Here is a 16,945-nt window from a genome sequence, read left to right as displayed (position 1 = left end):
TACAAAAATGCTAAGTCCTAACAGAGTAGGCATTGAATTCTACCAACATCTTGGAAAACTGTTTTATGCCATTGCCATAGCAGACCGTACGGTGCATATTAAAGAACTAGATAAACTAAAGGAGATTATAAGAGAGAGTTGGTTAGCTGTTGACGATATGGAAGATAGGTACAACGCTGATGCTGCCTACCAGATAGAAACGGTGTTTGACCGGCTATTGGAAAATGATAGGGAAAGTGAACAGTGTTTTGAAGATTTTACAAAATATTATACAGAACATTTAAAACTTTTTCCAGAACAGGTGAAAATTTTAATTGTGGATACCGCACATTCCATAGCCAAATCATTTTCGGGAACCAACAAAGCAGAACTTATTATTCTAGCCAAATTAGCATTGCTTTTAAGGGATTGATCTAGCGCTTAAATTTTATTATTTTTTTTCAATTACCTGATTTATGTCATTTTTATCAGCACGAGACTATAATACTTTTGCTACATGTAATTGTTTAACTAAAAATTTTAGAATTATGTCACTAGTAAAATTTGATAGAAAACCTTGGGGAAATCTGGTAACTCCTGATTTCTTTAATAGCGATGATTTTTTTAATGGAGGTTCTTGGTTGAATAAAATTGAAGAACCCGCCATGAATGTAAAGGAAAACGATGATAATTTTGAGGTGGAACTAGCCGCACCTTTGGCTATGAGAAGAAAGATTTTAATGTGAGTGTTGAGAATGGGTGTCTAAACATTTCGGCAGAAAATTCAAACTCAAAAGAAGAGGACGAAGATAATTATAGCCGCAAGGAGTTTAGTTATACCTCGTTTAAAAAATCGCTTCGACTACCAGAAAGCGTTTCGGACGATGAAATTAAAGCAGCATATAAAGATGGCGTTCTTAAATTTAAGTTAGCTAAAAAAGAAAGCGCTAAAAAACATGAACCTAAAACAGTAGAGATTAACTAGCAAGCACTAACCATTAGAAATGCCTTCCTATTAAAACTTAGATGCGTCCATGTAATTAAGTTAGATTTGAGGGCATTTTTTCTTTTTATGTATTAGAAACTCCACCTAAAACTCACTTCTCATTTTCTCGGAGTCATAGGCAATTCCACTTAAGTTCTTTATCACTTTAATAGGAACTTAGATTTATTACTTTTTTTCAGAAATCATCTTATGGTTATTTTCAAGTCTATATCTAGTAATGCATAGGTATGTTTTCATGATATATGTCAGGCTCATACTGTGTAATAAATAGTAATTTGCACTGTAATACAGCTTCTTTTAAATAAATAAAAGCATTATGTTCAAGCATCTAATATGGATTCTCTTATTTATGGGTTTTAGTAGTGATTCAGTTTCTAATTCTACTGAGCTATATTATGACATAGTTATGAAAGATAAGGTAATTGGTAGTTTGGACACACACCAAAAAACAAAAGGAACTATAACCACATATCAGAGTTTTACGAGTATTAAAACCAAGCTGTTGAGGACAATAGAGATAGATTATAAATATGATGTAACTTTTAGTAAGTCCATGCTCAAAAAAGCCAAGGTTAGCATTGTTGTTAATAGTAGAGAACATGCAGAAACAAGTACCTTATGGAAAAATGCTCAATATGAAATTATAAAAGATAAAAAAGAAAGTACCTTACAAGACTCTATTCAATATACCACGGTATTAATGTATTTTAAGGAGCCAAAGAATATCAAAGAATGCTATTCTGAACAAGATGGTACCATGAATACTATTGTTTCATTAGGAAATCATAAGTACAAGAAAATTAATGCTAATGGGAAAGAGAATGTCTACTTCTATAAAAATGGTATTTTGCATGAAGCGGATATTGATGGTGGCTTGGTAAACTTTAAAATACGTATCCGAGAGTAAACCTTATATCGCATTCAATTAATACCCAGAATATGACCATCGCTCTTATTATTTATTTTTCGTTGGCCCTTTTCTTAGTGGTTAGGTTACTGCTTTACGGTATTCGTCCCACAAAGACTTTGGGCTGGCTTTTGGCCATCTTTACAATTCCTGTTGGTGGAATGTTGTTTTACTATGTTCTTGGTCGTAATAGACGTAAAAACAAGTTTTACAGGCTTAAAAAGACAGAAGAAATAACAGCGTACCTCAAAACGGTCAAAGACTATTATGATGATATTGATGACGATGAAGATTTAACCGTTCCTGCTCCCATCAAAAGCCACATAAAATTGGTGAAGCTTATAGCTAAAAACTCCAATTTTTTACCTAGTCAGGGTAATGAACTTACGGTGCTTAAAGATGGCCCGGTAACTTTTGAGGCTATTTTTGAGGCTATGGAAAGTGCCCAAAGATTTATACACATTCAATATTATATTTTTGAGGAAGGCGAATTGGCAAATAGGTTTCTTTCCATTTTACAAAAGAAAAGAAAAGAAGGTGTAGAAGTACGTTTTTTGTATGACGGCTTGGGAAGTAATACGTTAAGCAAAACTTATATAAATAATCTAAAGAAATCAGGTATAGAGGTGTACGGCTTTTTACCCATACGATTTAAGAGGTTACTCTCATCTATCAACTACAGAAACCATAGAAAAATAGTTATTGTTGATGGTCTTACCGCATTTACGGGCGGTATTAATGTATCGGATAAATACCTTAACGGAGACCCTGTTTTGGGAACATGGCATGATATGCATTTACGGCTGAGAGGTCCCGTAGTAAATAGTTTACAAGCCGTATTTGCTATGGATTGGAATTTTGCCAGTGGTAAGGACGATATTCTAACATTAAGCTATTTTACTGCCATTCCGGAAATAGGGAAATCTATTGTTCAAACGGTATCAAGCGGACCGGATTCTGATTTTCCATCCGTACATCAACTTTATTTTTCATTGATAAACAGAGCTAAAAAGTACGTGTATATTATCAATCCTTATATCATACCTTATGAGGCAATTATGGAAGCTTTACAGGTGGCTGCGTTGGGCGGTGTAGACGTGAGGATTTTGCTTTCTTCCAATTCCGATAGTTTTTTAGTTAAGTGGAGCGTACAATCGTATTTTGAAAATTTTCTAGAGGCTGGTATTAAAATTTATTTATATCCTGAAGGGTTTTTACATAGTAAAGTCATGTTTTCGGATGATCAGTTAACAACCATAGGTACTGCTAATTTAGATGTCAGAAGCTTTGAGCAGAATTATGAGGTAAACATTTTGGCGTACGATAGAGAGCTTACCGAACAACTGAAACACGATTTTTTGAGAGACTGTAAAATAAGCGAGCAAATGGATTATCATGAGTTTAAAAAAAGACCCAAATTAGACCGTCTGAAAGAGGGGTTTGCCAAAGTTTTTAGTCCCGTCTTGTAAAGAGATAATCCAATTTTAATACGTTTATATCAGGTATATTGTATATTAATAACCCAGTAGAATAAAAATGAATATTGGTCTTGTACTTTCTGGAGGAGGGATTAGGGGTGTAGCACACATAGGCGCTATAAAAGCTCTGGAAGAGCACGGCATTTTTCCAACACATATTGCAGGTACAAGTGCCGGGGCCGTTGTGGGTGCACTTTATGCAAGTGGTGCCAGTTGGGCAGAAATATTACATTTTTTTAAAACCATTCCTTTATTTCGTACACAAAACTACGCTCGCAGCAAACCTTACTTTTTTGATACTGAAAAGTATTATGAAAATTTCAAGAAATTCTTCCCTGTGGACGATTTTAGTGCATTAAAAAAACCACTTTATGTAACTGCTACAGATATTATAAGAGGTACTCTTAAAGTGTTTCATAAAGGGCAGGTTATTCGCCCTGTACTTGCCTCGGCTACATTTTAGGATGTTCACACCTATGAAAATAGGGGATGCCTATTATATAGATGGTGGCGTTTTAAACAATTTCCCCATAGAACCACTCAAAAAGAAATGCGATAAGATTATTGGAAGCTATGTAAATGCTTTAAAGAAAATAAGAATAGAAGATTTAAAACATTCCTATACGGTAGTTGAGCGAGCTTATAAACTAAAGTCCGCTTCAGAATCTATGTTGAAATTTGGCGAATGTGATATGATTATCTTACCAGAAGGTCTATCGGAATATGGAACGTTTGACATGAACAGTATTGATGCCATATTTGATTTAGGCTACCTGACCACAAAGAGAATTCTTGATGAAAACGGAGGTACATTTCCGGTTAAAGAGAACTAGTTTGTTTTAGTCTAGGGTATAAAGTTTAAAACATGACAAGTGTCATATTTTTGAAGGTAGGGTAACTTTATATTTGTTAAAACTCTACATGGACGCTCTTTCCCCAATATTAATAAGCAACGTATACAATCTCAGCTATTGGGGCTTAGTATTTGAGTGTGTTTTTTTAGGACTAAACTTCTGCCGCAGTCCTTTCCTTTTTCTTAATTTAGTCTGTAAAGAAAGACTCTTACCCTGCGTATATGGTAGAAAAACTTAACGATAGTGAACTTTTTAAAGGTATATTTCAATCCTCGGTAGAAGGTATTTTGGTTGTAGATGAGCAAGGCAAAATTATCAAGGCAAATCCTTCTATTGAAAAAATGTTTGGCTATGAACTAGGGGAGTTGGTGGGTAAAAAAGTGGAAAATCTTATCCCGCATCAATTTGAAAAATCTCATGAAAATCATAGAAAAGGTTTTGCGAAATCTCCCTCAAGTAGGGCTATGGGAAAAGGAGAAGATTTATGGGGACTTAAGAAAGATGGAGTTCAAATTCCATTAGAAATAAGTTTAAGTCCTACAGAAATAAAAGATGAGCATTTAGTTGTGGCTTTTGTAGTAGATATTACAGAACGATTATTAGCTCAGAAAAAAGCGGCTATCAATACAGAAAAAATGAACGAGGCTCAAAGTCTTGCTCATATTGGCAGTTGGTTTTGGAATCTAAAAACAGGTGAAAGAAATTGGTCTGATGAGTTTTATAGAATATGTGGCCTGCCACCTTATGATAAGCAACTTACCAAAGAGACAGCCATTAGTTTTATTCACCCTGATGACCGGCAAGAGACTAAAGCATCTGTAGATTTTGCTATAGAAAACGGTACGGCCTTTTCAAATAAAGTAAGAATAGTAAGAAAAGATGGTACGGTAAGATATATCACGGCTCATGGAAAGGCATCTTATGATGCTGTTGGGGAACCATTGGAATGGTTTGGAACCATACAGGATATAACCGAACAAAAAGAAATAGAACAGCGGCTAGAAGATAATTTAGCTAAGAACAAGGCTTTGTTAAACGCATTGCCGGACATGACGTTTATTCTAGATCATGACGGTAAATTTCTTGATAGCTATACACCAGAGCCTGAAAAACTTTTTGCTTCACCAGATGGTTTGGTAGGTGGGTATATACATGAACTGTTGCCTGCTCATATTGCTGAGGCTGTACGTAAAGGAATGGATAAAACTATTGAAACGGGAGAACTTCAGTTTGTGGAGTATAATTTTGATGGGGAAAACGGAAGGCAGTTTTATGAAGGTAGGATTGTTCCTATGGGTAAAAATAAGCTATTGACCATCATTAGAGATATCACGCAAGAGAGGGCAATAGAAGATATTTTATATGTCCGTAATCGTGCATTGGGTGCCACAGCTAGCGGAATTATTATTTGCGATACCCAAAAGCCAGATTTTCCTATTATTTATGGTAATGAAGCTTTTACTAGAATAACAGGGTATGAGAAGGAAGATTTCATGGGTAAAAACTGCCGGTTCCTACAAGATGAAGATAAGGAGCAAATTGAAATTAAAACAATGGCTGTTGCCATTGAAAAAGGAGAAGCATGCCGCGTGGTTTTGCGTAACTATAGAAAAGATGGCTCTTTATTCTGGAATGACATCAGTATAACGCCCATATATAACAGCAAAAAGATAATGACCCATTTTGTTGGAGTACAAAATGACGTTACTACTCACAAAATTAATGAGTTCTTTAAAATAGGGCAGTCTCATGTTATGGATATGATTATTCAACATGAACCACTAAAAAGTATTGCTTATAAGATTATTGAGACTATAGAGACCGCCATTCCAAATTGCCAAGGTTCTATTCTTTTATTGGATAAAATATCTGGAAAATTGGAAAAATTGGCAGCTCCCAACCTGTCTGAAACCTATACGAAAGCTATAGAAAATATGTTTGTAGGTCCATAAATGGATCTTCTGGTACAACAGCATATTTAAAAGAAGAAGTAATCGTTTCGGATACGTTTAATAATCCACTGTGGGAAAATTTCAGAGATTTGGCTTTGAAAGAGAACATTAAAGCTTGCTGGTCATTTCCTATATTTTCATCTAATAAGGAACTGTTAGGAACCTTTGCTATTTATTTTCCCGTTTCTAGAATACCTCTTGATACAGAAAAAGAAATCATCTACAATATAACGCAGGCTACAAGTGTGGCTATTGACCAACATAATGAAGGCGTTGCTTTGAAAAATAGTAGGGAAGAATTGGCTGCTTATGCGGGAGCATTAGAAAGTAAGGTAGCTGACCGGACAGTGGAGCTAAAGGATATGGTTCAGAAATTGGTAGAGTCTAATTTAAGTCTTGAAGACCAAATACAAATTACCAAAACTGCCGAGAATAGTGCTATAGACAGTCAAAAGCTACTAGAAACCATTTTCAAAAACTTTCCAAGGGGTTTTGTAGGCGTAGTAGATTTCAATATGTCTGTAGTGTTTATTGAAGGAGAAGACCTAGATGCTGTTGGGTTTAGAGAAGCCATACAAGTTGGAAAAAGAATAGATGAATTAAGTAATGTACCAACTCAGCTTAAGAAAAAGGTTAAGGAAAATGTTCAGAAAACGCTAAAAGGCGAGCACTGTTCTTTTGAAGTAAAAGTAGAGAACATATCTTATTTGGTAAATACAACCCCTTTATTTAATGAAGATCATGTGGTAACACGGGCATTACTGGTTTACAACAATATTTCTGATCAGAAAAGGGTAGAAGTTGAAATTAGGAATACGTTAGAAAAAGAAAAAGAGCTAAATGAATTGAAATCTCGCTTTATTTCAATGGCCTCACACGAGTTTAGAACTCCATTAAGTACCATACTTTCTGCTACAAATCTTATTGAAAGGCAGAATGAAGTTGGTCAAGAAGAAAAAAGAATTAAGTACATAAGTAAGATAAAAGTAAGTGTTAAGAACTTAGTAGGAATATTGAATGACTTTTTATCATTGAGTAAGTTGGAAGAAGGAAAAGTAATATCACAACCTGCTTTATTTGATTTGGTTGAATTTTTAGAGTCTTTGGTAGAAGAGATACAGGGTGTTAAAAAAGCAGGTCAAGTAATTGAGTTTATCAAAAGTCAATCCAATATAGATGTGCAGCTTGATCCTAAACTATTAAGGCACATTGTATATAATTTGTTGTCTAACGCCATTAAATATTCACAAGAGAACAAAAAAATATCCCTGAAAATTGATACTAAGAACACTAATCTTTTTATTGAAGTTACGGATCAAGGTATTGGCATACCTACCGAAGACCAAGTTCATTTATTTCAGCGTTTTTATAGAGCTAAAAATGCGGCTAATTATGAGGGTACCGGGTTGGGGTTGAACATCGTAAGGCAATATGTTCTTTTAATGGAAGGAAATATTACCTTTAAGAGTAATCTTGACCAAGGCACAACTTTTACTATAGAACTCCCCTTAAATCTATTGAAAAATGAAAAAAATACTACTTATTGAAGACAATCTAGATGTACGCGAAATGACCGCGGAAATTCTGGAACTTGAGAATTATGAAGTGACTACTGCAGAAAACGGTAAGATTGGTGTTGAAAAAGCAAGATTATTTACACCAGATATTATTCTCTGCGATATAATGATGCCAGAATTAGATGGTTACGGCGTTTTTGAACAATTAAGTGAAGATCAAGCCACTGCCAGTATTCCGTTTATTTTTCTAACGGCTAAATCTGAAAAGGCAGATTTCCGTAAAGGAATGACCATGGGAGCAGATGACTACTTGACCAAGCCTTTTGAAGCAGAAGATTTAATTGAGGCCATAGAGGCTAGGCTTAAAAAGAGTTCTTTTTTACGGAAGGAATTTTCGAGAAGTGTTCAAGGCCTCAACGAATTTATTCAAGAAGCCTCAAAATATCAAAACTTAAAAGATCTTTCTGAAGATAGAGAATTGAGCAGATACAAACCAAAAGAAGAGATTTTTTCGGAAGATGGTTCGGCTCACAATTTATATTTTATTCACAGTGGGGAAGTTAAAACATACAAGCACAATGAAAATGGCAAAGAGTATGTTACGGGTATGTTCAAAGCCGGAGATTTTATAGGTCAGCTATGTGTTTTGGGTAATTCGGGCTTATATACAGAGACGGCCGTAACACTTACCAATTGTGAGATATGCTCCATTCCTAAAAATGATTTCACGCAACTTTTATTCAATAATAAAGAAGTATCACATAAGTTCATTGGTATGGTCTCTAATGATGTGTTGCACATGAGAGAACAGCTAATGGGTATGGCTTTTGATTCGGTTCGGAAAAGAGCAGCTACAGCTCTTTTGGAATTATATGACAAAGGGCTGATTAAAGATGCTAATTTGGGTATTAGTATTTCTAGGGAAGATTTTGCAGGTTTAATAGGTACAGCTACCGAGACCGCAATACGTGTACTTTCAAGTTTTAAGGATAAGGGATTGATAGAACTGGGTGAATCCCGTAGAATTATCCTTTCGGATAAAAAACAATTACAGCAAGTTGCAGATTTTGGGTAGTATGCAGAGGTTGTTTTTGAGCTATGGTTTGCGTCGTAACCTATGAAGCCAATCCAACCCTTTGCTCAAAGCAAAATCTACCGCTAATTGTTTAACACCAAAACTTGTGGTACTTACCATTTGTGCTGGACTTAAATGACTTTTTGTGCTTTTAAGATCAAGCTTCAAATTTTCTTTGGCAATTTCTCGCTTAAGCTTTAAAATTTTTAAATCGTTATCTATTTCAGAAAATGAACTATATTTTTTTGTCATGGTCTATTGAAATAATATTTCGAAAAATTTTGTAATAAAGGTCTGTGGAGAACATTTCTAAAAACATAGCTGCAAATGGCAACTAAAATATAGAAAGCACCAACAATTAAAAACCCGGAATAGAAGTTGCCCATAGCCTCATTAAGAGCAATAGATACTCCAATAGATATCATAAATAACGCAAGAAAAATTACAGATCCAATGAACAGGGACTGCGTTATTGTCGTAACAGTACCCATTAGAACCTTAAAAACCTTTAGTTTATAATAGTCTTCGCTAGTTTCAAGATAAGACCTCATATCTGTATCTACATCAACGAGGTCTTTTTTTAATGTTTCAAATGCCATAATGCATTATTTGTGTAGTTGTGCATTTTGCTTTTTAAGCTCTTCCAATTTGCGTTCCAAAGTAGCAATAATATCATCTGCTTTGTAGCTCATATGGCTAATGGTCTCATCTAATTTACGTTCAAAATCTTCCTTCTTTTCGTTGACTGTTTTAGTCAACTCATCTTTGGCGTGTGTTACGCGATCAGAAAGATCATGTTTGGCTTCCAAAGCTCTGTCTTTGATTTTATGTCTTGTTTCAACCCCTTTTTCAGGAGCATATAATATTCCGAAGCCTGCACCAATTGCTGCTCCCGTTAATAATGCTAGAAGTACATTTCCACTATCGTTTGCCATGATATAAGTTTTTAATTAGTATTAAATCTGTACAACAAATTTACCTAAGTTAATTTTTTGACTTCATGACCTAGGTCAGTAGTATTGAAAATATCTACTTGTAATTTTACCCTAGAGAATGCTTCCGACCAAACGTAGCTATCTCTAAATTTTTATTAAAATGGACATGTCAAAAACAGAACAAAAACAGATTTTTCTAAAACCGTATAAACAGGTTTCGGATTTGGAAAATGCTTTAAAAACCGTTCGCCAAACAAATTTTGATAAAATGGCCGTATCGGTAATCGGAAATCTTGGAGAAGATTACATAAATGATAGTAAAGAGTTGAAAACTATAGAAAACCAATTAAGACTTTTCTTCAGAGAGTTGCTAGGGCTAAATACCGCTTTTGACACTTTTTACAACCCTGAGTTAGGCCGCTTATTTGTAGCCGGATTCTTGGTAGAGACTTTTCTTAATTCTGTGGGCAATAGAGGTATAGGAGAACTTTCTGGAGGCCCATATGGAATATTGAGGGGTTTTGGAATAACTGAAAAAGATGCCATTGCTAGCATTAGTAAATTAAAAGATAAAACGTATTTACTGGTTGCCAGAGGAAACCGTTCGGATATTCAGAAATTGGAAAATCAATTAGGAAATCAACTAGAAGATAAATTGGGTAATTAACAAATATACTTAGCATTATAAGAAGGTAGTACGGCTGGTTATTGATTAGATTTTTCAGAGAAAATCTTAAGGTCTAAATCGGTTTTATTTTGGAACGGCTGACCTAGGTCATAGTAATCTACCTCATATATACGCATTTTTATATCGTATTTTAATCTAAAGCACACAACATGGACACTCTTGAATATTATGAAAGTAAAAAGGAATTTAATGTATTTGTAGCAAGTACGTTTTCAGATTTAAAACACTTTAAAAAGGAGGGTGATAAGTCCTTATTCAATAATTTATTATTGAAAGACTTAAGTCAGGTAAAACATTACGTAACCAAAAGATTGGCAACTGCACTAACTAAAGGAAACCTTCCAAAAGGAAAGTATAAGGTAGATGATTTTATTGATCAACTCTTTATTGTAGTCTTTGATCATTTTGAAGAGGTTAGAAGTGAAGATGATTTGCATCCTTGGTTGTTTAAAAAAGCAGATGAACTTTTAGAGAACACCATACTAGATGAAGACTTTGATGATTATTTTTTGAAAAATATTGATGATTATTCCCGTCCGGAATGGGATGAGATGGAAGAAAAATTTAGTACAGATGGTGGTGGCGATTTAGTTATGATAGATGAGCTTGATGATATGTCATACCCAAAGAATGATTACATATTGAGCCATGTTTTTATCGAAGACGATAAAAAAGAGCTGATGGATAAGATTGATAAGGACTTGGACAAAGAGAGCATCAAAAAACATACGGCCATGGTCTTGCATTATTTGCCAAAGCCAATGCGAACCGTGTTTGAATTAGCTACGGAATATGAATTTTCTATTAGTCAAATAGCCATGATCCGTAATCAAAGTATAGGCGAGGTAAAAGTGCTTTTAGATAATGCCCGTAAGAGCCTTGAGGCTAGTTTTTTCAATAGGTATGAGATAGGAAAATAAATTGATACGTTACTATCAAATAGCTGTAAAATCCCAGCTCAGTTGAGCTAGGTAGTTTATAAAACAACAAATTTAAATAGTACATTATGAAAACAGAAACGTTGAATCCAAAAACGGAATTATTAATAGGTGCCGGGTTAGACGTTCTTCATTTTGAAAGTGAGGAATGGTTGAGCAACATTGCCTTTTATAAAGACGAGACTAGATTTTTTGCTGATTTAATAGAGAAAAGAAAGACCAATGATGCTGCACAAACAGCCTACGGCCAAATACTTGAAAATCTAGATACCGTACATAAAGAATTGTTCGATTATTTAGAGAATGATATAATAGAGCATGAAAAATTACTGTCTCGTTTAGAATTAGGTGAAAAAGGTTTGGCCGATGCCGACTATAGAGATAAACACCGCCAACTTAAACAAAGGATGGAAGGTTTTACAAATAACTTTCGTCAGTTCAAAAAGATGGTTTTTGGGTATGTAAAAAGTCTTTAACTTTTTAGCTTAGAGATATAAAGATTGTGGGGATTTGATCTCTCTAAGCAAATGTAGCGTGAGCTATTTACGCTATTTACCAGAACAAGCCGAGTCAAATATTGAGAAAAGAAGTTCTTGAAAAAATTGATCTCGGCTTGTTTATTTTTAATTCAAACTATAAAATGTTCTAAACAAATATTATTATGCAAGTCTCTATTTATAAGCAAGAAAACCAAACCGCAGACAGCATTAACAACTTCATGGATCTTTACTACGGTTTGCGTATGCATTTCTTTGCTAGCGATTTATTGTATAAAGGACTATCACCAAAGCAAATTAGCTCTGCGGTAGCGAAAGCTATGAATGTGGCCAAGTCTTCTAAGATGAATCTGCAAGAGCATTTCAGACCTGTTTTTAGCAGTATTGCTGATGAGGTTATAAGTGATTGTAAATTGTCTCGCCTGGGCTATGGTCTTGTTTTATTAAATGCAGAAACTAAAATATCTTCGGTAGGAGAGTGGCAGATTAAAGTATTAGAACACTTTTTAGAGGGTGGTTATACCCATTAGAAAATAGCTTTACACAAGCTAAAAAGAATTCTTCTTGTAGCTTATATTTTTAAATAGTTGAAGACCTTAGCGTTTTTCCAGTAAATAATTGGTGGAGTTAGGGAAAGGTAATTTCTAAAACTCTATCGGCAGAAATTTCAATGTTAAGCTAGAGTAAGACATCGCATTAAAAAACTAAAATAAAAACAATAGCCTCTGCTTTTTTAGTAACTAAAAATCAGAGGCTATTGTTAATTAATATTTCTAACGAGGCGAACATAATTGTATGTACGTTCACCGCCTTCACCTAAATTTCCGCCTTCGTATTTGGTATCGAACCGTACGGCACCGGCACCATGAAAATCTTTTCCTTCGTTGTTAACCGCCATACCAAAAGCAACATACCATAGGCGTAAAAATAAGGCTCTCCACTTCTAAAATGCGCAGAAGTGCCGGTCCAATAATAACCAAAATCATCAGTGCCGGCTTCATTAGAAATCGGTGTACAAGTGAATATAGGGTCAATAGCTGGACCTTTATTTTTACTGTCTTTGGCATTAGGTGCAAAAGAGTAGTCTACAATACCTTGCAATTCTTTTACATTGGGCAAACGCCAATCGGTATAGTCAGCTATGTTAGTATTTTTGGCATAAACCAAAGCATCTTTCCAATTTAGACCTTTTCCGCTATCTCCTTGTGTCCACATAAGACCTGTAGCGTTATCAGAAATAGTTCCGTCTTTATTATCGGTAAAATTATTTATTCCATAAACAGTACCTCTAACTGCACGCACATGCTTCAGTAGTGGGTTGCCTGTGGGTCTTTCTCCATTTTGGGGAGGTCTTCCATTTTCAGGAGGTTCCCCTTGTCCTGGAGGAGGTTGGCGATTTGGTGGCGGACCTTTATGGTCTTTCTCCTTATCTGGCGCAGCTGCCGGGTAGGCCTTTATATGTCCTGTAGCATGGTTTACACCAAAAGCAGCATTGTAACCACCTTCTTCTGTGTGACCAACATATGTATTGCTAGACCAGTATTGTTCACTTTTATCTACCTCTTCATTGTTGACAAGGGAAAAATAATTGGTATCTAAATACGGCCATCCAGAATTAAAATTACTAATGGAGAATAATTCTTTTGCAGAAGGCATTCGCCAATCATCATAACCACCTAGCTCTAAGTTTTCGCAATACTCTTTTGCGTCTTGCCAATTAAAGCCCTCTGAAGTGGGAATTTCTTGCCACATGAGCCCTGAGTTATTATCTGTAATAGTACCATTCCCATTTTTGGTAAAGGACATTTTTTCGCCTTTCAAATAATTTGCATCTTGACCATAAAGAGAATCACTTTCAGAGATAGCATCAAGCACATTTCCATCATTGTCATACAAAGTGTACTGTCCTGTTGCAATCTGTACATAGTTGTTAGTTTTCAGACTATCCCTCGAAATAGCGATTTCAGATTTCTTGGTCTCCTTATTTTTACAACCATTAATTGTGCAACCAATCAGAATAATAATGAATATTACTTTTTTCATGCTGTTCTTTTTTGTTTAAGCACGCTTTAGTTTTAAATACTAGTTTATATCTCTAACAAGACGTATGTAATTGTAATACCGTTCTGCATCCTCACCAGCTGGTCCATCTTCATCTTTGGTATCAAATCTGACAGCACCGGCACCATGAAAATCCTCACCTTCATCATTTACAGCTCTACCAAATGCTACATACCATGCATAATAATATGGTTCTCCACTGGTAAATGGGGCAGAAGTACCTGTCCAGTAATATCCATAGTCATCATCATAACCAGCTTCTTGAACGTCACTAGATAATTGTGTACATGAAAACAAGGGGTCAATGGCCGGACCAACATTTTCACTATCGGTTGCGGTAGGCGAATAAGAATAATCTACAATACTTTGAAGCTCTTTTACATTTGGTAAACGCCAATCTGTATAAGTTGCTTTATTAGAACTCTCGGCGTATGCTAGAGCATCTTCCCAGTCTAAAGTAACACCATCATCGTCTTGTGCCCACATTAATCCAGAATTGTTGTCGGAAATAGTTCCATCTCCATTATCTGTATAATCGTTCGTGCCATAATCTCCTCCGCGAACCGCTCTTACGTATTTTCCGCCAATGGGACCAGATGCTGATGCAGAATATGCTTTAATATGTCCGGTAACGTGGTTTACACCGAATGCAGCATCGCTTCCGCCTTCTACCGTTACGCCTACATAATGGTTATTGACCCAGTATTGCTCATCTTTGGTAACTTCGCCACTTGCCAAGGTAAAAAAATCGGTATCTAAATATGGCCATCCTGACTCAAAGTCACTAATTGAGAACAATTCCTTTGCTGTTGGCATTCGCCAATCATCATAGTCCGCAAACTCTAAATCATCACAATACGTTCCTGCATCGGACCAAGTATAATTTTCGGTAGAAGGAACCTGTTGCCACATTAAACCAGTGTTATTATCAGTTACAGTACCATCTCCGTTATCAGTATAGGACATGGCGGCTCCTTTTAAGTATGTCGCATCCTGCCCATAAAAATCTTCACCTTCGTTAACACTACTCAAAACTTCGCCATCATTATCATAAAGGGTAACCTGACCAGTAGCTATTTGGAGATAATCATTTATAATTAATTCAATATCAGACGTAGTGTCATCATCCGTATTATCATCATCCGTTGTCGCTTCAGTAATTTCATCATTATCATCATCACTACAACTTGTAACAAATGCCAATGCTGAAAACAATATGATGAACATACTTAGCAAATTTGCCGTTTTTATTGTTGCTAAATTTTTCATAATTTTTGTCTTTTAAAAAGTTAATTACCTCCTGGACCGCCTTCACCTTATGGTTCTCCTGTAGGTCCCATTTCTCCTCCAATTTGCGTAACCGTGCTACTTATTGTAAATGAATCACCTGAGTCTGTTCCTCCGCTATAAGTTCCAGAAGTATATAATCCATTAACTTCAGTGCCATTGCTTACACTTCCTCCGGTATAGATAGTATACGTTTGATCTGTTTCTAATTTTGCGTTGGAATAAATAATTGTATTTACGCTATAGGGTACTTCATAAGTAAGGGCTTCCGTACCATCTTCTGATTGTATGTTCAATAACTGATTTGCATTAACACCATCAAAGATTACTGAGTTTTGTGTGCTTTCGCTCTCTGTAGGGAATGAAGTATTTAGTGCTAACCCTAAGATTGTTCCTCCAGTTATTTTAAATGTATTATCATCACAATCAAAACTACCATCGGGCTCATCTGTACGAACTGCTATGGCAATGGTCGTACCACCTGTAACGGTAATTCCTCCGTTACTATCAATGGCATCATTAAGCGTGGCGTAAACATAAATATTTCCTCCATTAATATATATATCATCACCTGCATTAAGACCATCATCGTATGAATTGATGTTAATTGTACCGTCATTAATGGTCATTGTTCCTTTTGCTTCTATGCCTTCGCCTTCTGAAGTAGTTATTTCAAAATCACCTCCATTAATTGTTACATAAGGCGTAATGGAATCATCGGGTTCTTCCTCGTCGTCAATGTCATACGAAGCTGCAATTCCATCATCAATTGCATTAATAGTAAAGGTTCCGTCGTTGATAATAATATAGCCTTCTTCACAATCCATTGCATCGCTATCTGCTGTTAAATTAAGCGTACCTCCGTCTACAATAATGTAATCGTTGGTGTGTATGGCATCAGAGCTGCTTCTGTAACTGTGATTGTTCCACTAATTACCCTAATATAATCATCACTTGCGATACCGTGCTTGTAGTTTCCTGCAACGTTAAGTGCTCCTGAACCGCTAAAAACCAATTGTCCTTCGCTAAAAAATGTTGCTTTTGCATCTTCATCATCAGGAATATTACTGTAAGTTGATGCATCTGTCAGGCTATTTGTACCTTCCAAAACAACAAAAATGGTTTTAGAAGATTGGATGTTTATGGCAGGACCATCAGTATTCGCGATACTTAAATCACTTAACGATAATTTGAATTTCTTATCACTGTATATTTTTAGCATACCATCTGTTGTTGTGCCTGATACTTCGTAAGCCACTTCTGAAATAGTGGAATTAATAGTAACATCGGCACCATCTTGTGTAATAACCACATCATCAGGAACAGGGTTTGTAATTGAAGCCGAAGCGTTAGAAAATACAATTTGTACGGTATTTTCAAAAGTTGCATTTTCTACTAAATCATCTTCATCCGCACCTGTATTATCGGTATCTCCTTCAGCCGTTCCAGAGGTGTTTGTGTTTGTTATGGTAATAGAAGTGTCATCATCAACTACTTCTTCATCTACCGTTACAGTATCTTCATCATCATCGCTACATGAACTAAAAGTTAATATTGAAGCGCTAAATGCTAATGCAATAAGGAGTAAATTGATATTCTTTTTAATTATTATATTTTTCATCGTTCTTTATCTTTATAGTATAAATATTAGTAATAATTTAATTGCAATTTTGAGCTTTCAGTGAATGCCCTTTAGTTCTCTGTAAACTAGATGTTATAATCTATTTCTGTTTTTATTATTTTTCGAAAATTGTATACTTGTATGTATTAC

21 protein-coding genes are annotated in these 16,945 nt (G+C 35.4%); 14 read left to right on the top strand and 7 right to left on the bottom strand.

Going from position 1 to position 16,945, the window contains the following annotated elements:
- Positions 1 to 7: 7 nt before the first annotated feature.
- The 10 genes from Q5W13_RS01600 to Q5W13_RS01555 all read left to right on the top strand — a co-directional run bounded on the left by Q5W13_RS01600 (position 8) and on the right by Q5W13_RS01555 (position 8,768).
- Positions 8 to 412: a hypothetical protein gene (locus tag Q5W13_RS01600; RefSeq protein WP_304445153.1), complete on the top strand. Its 405-nt coding sequence runs from the start codon at positions 8 to 10 to the stop codon at positions 410 to 412.
- A gap of 115 nt (positions 413 to 527) precedes the next feature.
- Positions 528 to 725 carry a hypothetical protein gene (locus tag Q5W13_RS01595; protein WP_304445152.1) on the top strand — a complete coding sequence of 66 codons (198 nt, stop codon included), beginning with the start codon at positions 528 to 530 and terminating at the stop codon, positions 723 to 725.
- The gene (locus Q5W13_RS01590) at positions 722 to 964 is read left to right on the top strand and encodes an Hsp20/alpha crystallin family protein (protein ID WP_304445151.1); all 243 of its coding nucleotides are present in this window, start codon (positions 722 to 724) and stop codon (positions 962 to 964) included. Before Q5W13_RS01595 ends, Q5W13_RS01590 begins: the two co-directional genes overlap by 4 nt.
- A 337-nt stretch (positions 965 to 1,301) precedes the next feature.
- On the top strand, positions 1,302 to 1,892 hold the full coding sequence (locus Q5W13_RS01585; RefSeq protein ID WP_304445150.1) for a DUF6134 family protein: 591 nt from the start codon (positions 1,302 to 1,304) through the stop codon (positions 1,890 to 1,892).
- A gap of 32 nt (positions 1,893 to 1,924) precedes the next feature.
- A complete protein-coding gene (gene cls / locus Q5W13_RS01580) occupies positions 1,925 to 3,361 on the top strand; it encodes a cardiolipin synthase (RefSeq protein ID WP_304445149.1) in 1,437 nt (478 codons plus the stop codon).
- Between the two features lie 67 nt (positions 3,362 to 3,428).
- On the top strand, positions 3,429 to 3,833 hold the full coding sequence (locus Q5W13_RS01575; RefSeq protein WP_304445148.1) for a patatin-like phospholipase family protein: 405 nt from the start codon (positions 3,429 to 3,431) through the stop codon (positions 3,831 to 3,833).
- 13 nt (positions 3,834 to 3,846) lie between these two features.
- The gene (locus Q5W13_RS01570) at positions 3,847 to 4,203 is read left to right on the top strand and encodes a patatin-like phospholipase family protein (protein WP_304445147.1); all 357 of its coding nucleotides are present in this window, start codon (positions 3,847 to 3,849) and stop codon (positions 4,201 to 4,203) included.
- A gap of 242 nt (positions 4,204 to 4,445) precedes the next feature.
- Positions 4,446 to 6,176, top strand: coding sequence for a PAS domain S-box protein (locus tag Q5W13_RS01565; RefSeq protein ID WP_304445146.1), 1,731 nt, complete (start codon positions 4,446 to 4,448; stop codon positions 6,174 to 6,176).
- Positions 6,177 to 6,271: 95 nt separating this feature from the next.
- On the top strand, positions 6,272 to 7,723 hold the full coding sequence (locus tag Q5W13_RS01560; protein ID WP_304445145.1) for a PAS domain-containing sensor histidine kinase: 1,452 nt from the start codon (positions 6,272 to 6,274) through the stop codon (positions 7,721 to 7,723).
- The gene (locus tag Q5W13_RS01555) at positions 7,701 to 8,768 is read left to right on the top strand and encodes a response regulator (RefSeq protein WP_304445144.1); all 1,068 of its coding nucleotides are present in this window, start codon (positions 7,701 to 7,703) and stop codon (positions 8,766 to 8,768) included. The genes Q5W13_RS01560 and Q5W13_RS01555 overlap by 23 nt, the downstream gene beginning before the upstream one ends.
- Positions 8,769 to 8,789: 21 nt before the next feature.
- Here Q5W13_RS01555 and Q5W13_RS01550 read toward each other — a convergent pair whose 3' ends face one another.
- Genes Q5W13_RS01550 through Q5W13_RS01540 form a run of 3 tightly spaced genes read right to left on the bottom strand, consistent with a single transcriptional unit; the run spans position 8,790 to position 9,703 of the window.
- The gene (locus tag Q5W13_RS01550; protein WP_155597204.1) at positions 8,790 to 9,020 is read right to left on the bottom strand and encodes a DUF6327 family protein; all 231 of its coding nucleotides are present in this window, start codon (positions 9,018 to 9,020) and stop codon (positions 8,790 to 8,792) included.
- Positions 9,017 to 9,367 carry a hypothetical protein gene (locus tag Q5W13_RS01545; RefSeq protein ID WP_304445143.1) on the bottom strand — a complete coding sequence of 117 codons (351 nt, stop codon included), beginning with the start codon at positions 9,365 to 9,367 and terminating at the stop codon, positions 9,017 to 9,019. Before Q5W13_RS01545 ends, Q5W13_RS01550 begins: the two co-directional genes overlap by 4 nt.
- A gap of 6 nt (positions 9,368 to 9,373) precedes the next feature.
- Positions 9,374 to 9,703 carry a YtxH domain-containing protein gene (locus tag Q5W13_RS01540; RefSeq protein WP_304445142.1) on the bottom strand — a complete coding sequence of 110 codons (330 nt, stop codon included), beginning with the start codon at positions 9,701 to 9,703 and terminating at the stop codon, positions 9,374 to 9,376.
- A gap of 166 nt (positions 9,704 to 9,869) precedes the next feature.
- Between Q5W13_RS01540 and Q5W13_RS01535 the strand changes: the two genes are divergently transcribed.
- From Q5W13_RS01535 to Q5W13_RS01520, 4 genes are all read left to right on the top strand, one after another.
- Positions 9,870 to 10,370 (top strand): hypothetical protein, encoded by a 501-nt coding sequence (locus tag Q5W13_RS01535; protein ID WP_304445141.1) that lies wholly within the window; start codon positions 9,870 to 9,872, stop codon positions 10,368 to 10,370.
- Between the two features lie 170 nt (positions 10,371 to 10,540).
- Positions 10,541 to 11,311 carry a sigma-70 RNA polymerase sigma factor region 4 domain-containing protein gene (locus Q5W13_RS01530; RefSeq protein WP_304445140.1) on the top strand — a complete coding sequence of 257 codons (771 nt, stop codon included), beginning with the start codon at positions 10,541 to 10,543 and terminating at the stop codon, positions 11,309 to 11,311.
- An 86-nt stretch (positions 11,312 to 11,397) separates the two neighbouring features.
- Positions 11,398 to 11,805, top strand: a complete 408-nt coding sequence (locus Q5W13_RS01525; protein WP_155597199.1) for a hypothetical protein — start codon at positions 11,398 to 11,400, stop codon at positions 11,803 to 11,805.
- 185 nt (positions 11,806 to 11,990) lie between these two features.
- Entirely contained in the window at positions 11,991 to 12,356 is a 366-nt protein-coding gene (locus Q5W13_RS01520; RefSeq protein ID WP_304445139.1) for a hypothetical protein, read from the top strand.
- Positions 12,357 to 12,642: 286 nt separating this feature from the next.
- Here the strand turns inward: Q5W13_RS01520 and Q5W13_RS01515 are convergent, their stop codons facing one another.
- The 4 genes from Q5W13_RS01515 to Q5W13_RS01500 are packed head-to-tail and all read right to left on the bottom strand — an operon-like array spanning position 12,643 to position 16,795.
- Positions 12,643 to 13,869 carry an Lcl C-terminal domain-containing protein gene (locus Q5W13_RS01515; RefSeq protein ID WP_304445138.1) on the bottom strand — a complete coding sequence of 409 codons (1,227 nt, stop codon included), beginning with the start codon at positions 13,867 to 13,869 and terminating at the stop codon, positions 12,643 to 12,645.
- 39 nt (positions 13,870 to 13,908) lie between these two features.
- Positions 13,909 to 15,156, bottom strand: a complete 1,248-nt coding sequence (locus Q5W13_RS01510; RefSeq protein WP_304445137.1) for an Lcl C-terminal domain-containing protein — start codon at positions 15,154 to 15,156, stop codon at positions 13,909 to 13,911.
- 47 nt (positions 15,157 to 15,203) lie between these two features.
- Entirely contained in the window at positions 15,204 to 16,046 is an 843-nt protein-coding gene (locus Q5W13_RS01505) for a carbohydrate-binding domain-containing protein (protein ID WP_304446585.1), read from the bottom strand.
- Positions 16,040 to 16,795: a carbohydrate-binding domain-containing protein gene (locus Q5W13_RS01500; protein WP_304445136.1), complete on the bottom strand. Its 756-nt coding sequence runs from the start codon at positions 16,793 to 16,795 to the stop codon at positions 16,040 to 16,042. Before Q5W13_RS01500 ends, Q5W13_RS01505 begins: the two co-directional genes overlap by 7 nt.
- Positions 16,796 to 16,945: the final 150 nt, after the last annotated feature.

Source organism: Zobellia laminariae (assembly GCF_030553095.1).
GTDB classification, from domain to species: Bacteria; Bacteroidota; Bacteroidia; order Flavobacteriales; family Flavobacteriaceae; genus Zobellia; species Zobellia laminariae.
This window is presented reverse-complemented; position numbering and strand designations above follow the sequence as displayed.

Excerpts from the sequence above, each read along its gene's own strand:
- Q5W13_RS01600 (WP_304445153.1), top strand. The coding sequence starts at position 8 with ATGCTAAGTCCTAACAGAGTAGGCATTGAATTCTACCAACATCTTGGA.
- Q5W13_RS01595 (WP_304445152.1), top strand. The coding sequence starts at position 528 with ATGTCACTAGTAAAATTTGATAGAAAACCTTGGGGAAATCTGGTAACT.
- Q5W13_RS01585 (WP_304445150.1), top strand. The coding sequence starts at position 1,302 with ATGTTCAAGCATCTAATATGGATTCTCTTATTTATGGGTTTTAGTAGT.
- cls (WP_304445149.1), top strand. The coding sequence starts at position 1,925 with ATGACCATCGCTCTTATTATTTATTTTTCGTTGGCCCTTTTCTTAGTG.
- Q5W13_RS01575 (WP_304445148.1), top strand. The coding sequence starts at position 3,429 with ATGAATATTGGTCTTGTACTTTCTGGAGGAGGGATTAGGGGTGTAGCA.
- Q5W13_RS01570 (WP_304445147.1), top strand. The coding sequence starts at position 3,847 with ATGAAAATAGGGGATGCCTATTATATAGATGGTGGCGTTTTAAACAAT.
- Q5W13_RS01565 (WP_304445146.1), top strand. The coding sequence starts at position 4,446 with ATGGTAGAAAAACTTAACGATAGTGAACTTTTTAAAGGTATATTTCAA.
- Q5W13_RS01555 (WP_304445144.1), top strand. The coding sequence starts at position 7,701 with ATGAAAAAAATACTACTTATTGAAGACAATCTAGATGTACGCGAAATG.
- Q5W13_RS01550 (WP_155597204.1), bottom strand. The coding sequence starts at position 9,020 with ATGACAAAAAAATATAGTTCATTTTCTGAAATAGATAACGATTTAAAA.
- Q5W13_RS01545 (WP_304445143.1), bottom strand. The coding sequence starts at position 9,367 with ATGGCATTTGAAACATTAAAAAAAGACCTCGTTGATGTAGATACAGAT.
- Q5W13_RS01540 (WP_304445142.1), bottom strand. The coding sequence starts at position 9,703 with ATGGCAAACGATAGTGGAAATGTACTTCTAGCATTATTAACGGGAGCA.
- Q5W13_RS01535 (WP_304445141.1), top strand. The coding sequence starts at position 9,870 with ATGTCAAAAACAGAACAAAAACAGATTTTTCTAAAACCGTATAAACAG.
- Q5W13_RS01530 (WP_304445140.1), top strand. The coding sequence starts at position 10,541 with ATGGACACTCTTGAATATTATGAAAGTAAAAAGGAATTTAATGTATTT.
- Q5W13_RS01525 (WP_155597199.1), top strand. The coding sequence starts at position 11,398 with ATGAAAACAGAAACGTTGAATCCAAAAACGGAATTATTAATAGGTGCC.
- Q5W13_RS01520 (WP_304445139.1), top strand. The coding sequence starts at position 11,991 with ATGCAAGTCTCTATTTATAAGCAAGAAAACCAAACCGCAGACAGCATT.
- Q5W13_RS01515 (WP_304445138.1), bottom strand. The coding sequence starts at position 13,869 with ATGAAAAAAGTAATATTCATTATTATTCTGATTGGTTGCACAATTAAT.
- Q5W13_RS01510 (WP_304445137.1), bottom strand. The coding sequence starts at position 15,156 with ATGAAAAATTTAGCAACAATAAAAACGGCAAATTTGCTAAGTATGTTC.
- Q5W13_RS01500 (WP_304445136.1), bottom strand. The coding sequence starts at position 16,795 with ATGAAAAATATAATAATTAAAAAGAATATCAATTTACTCCTTATTGCA.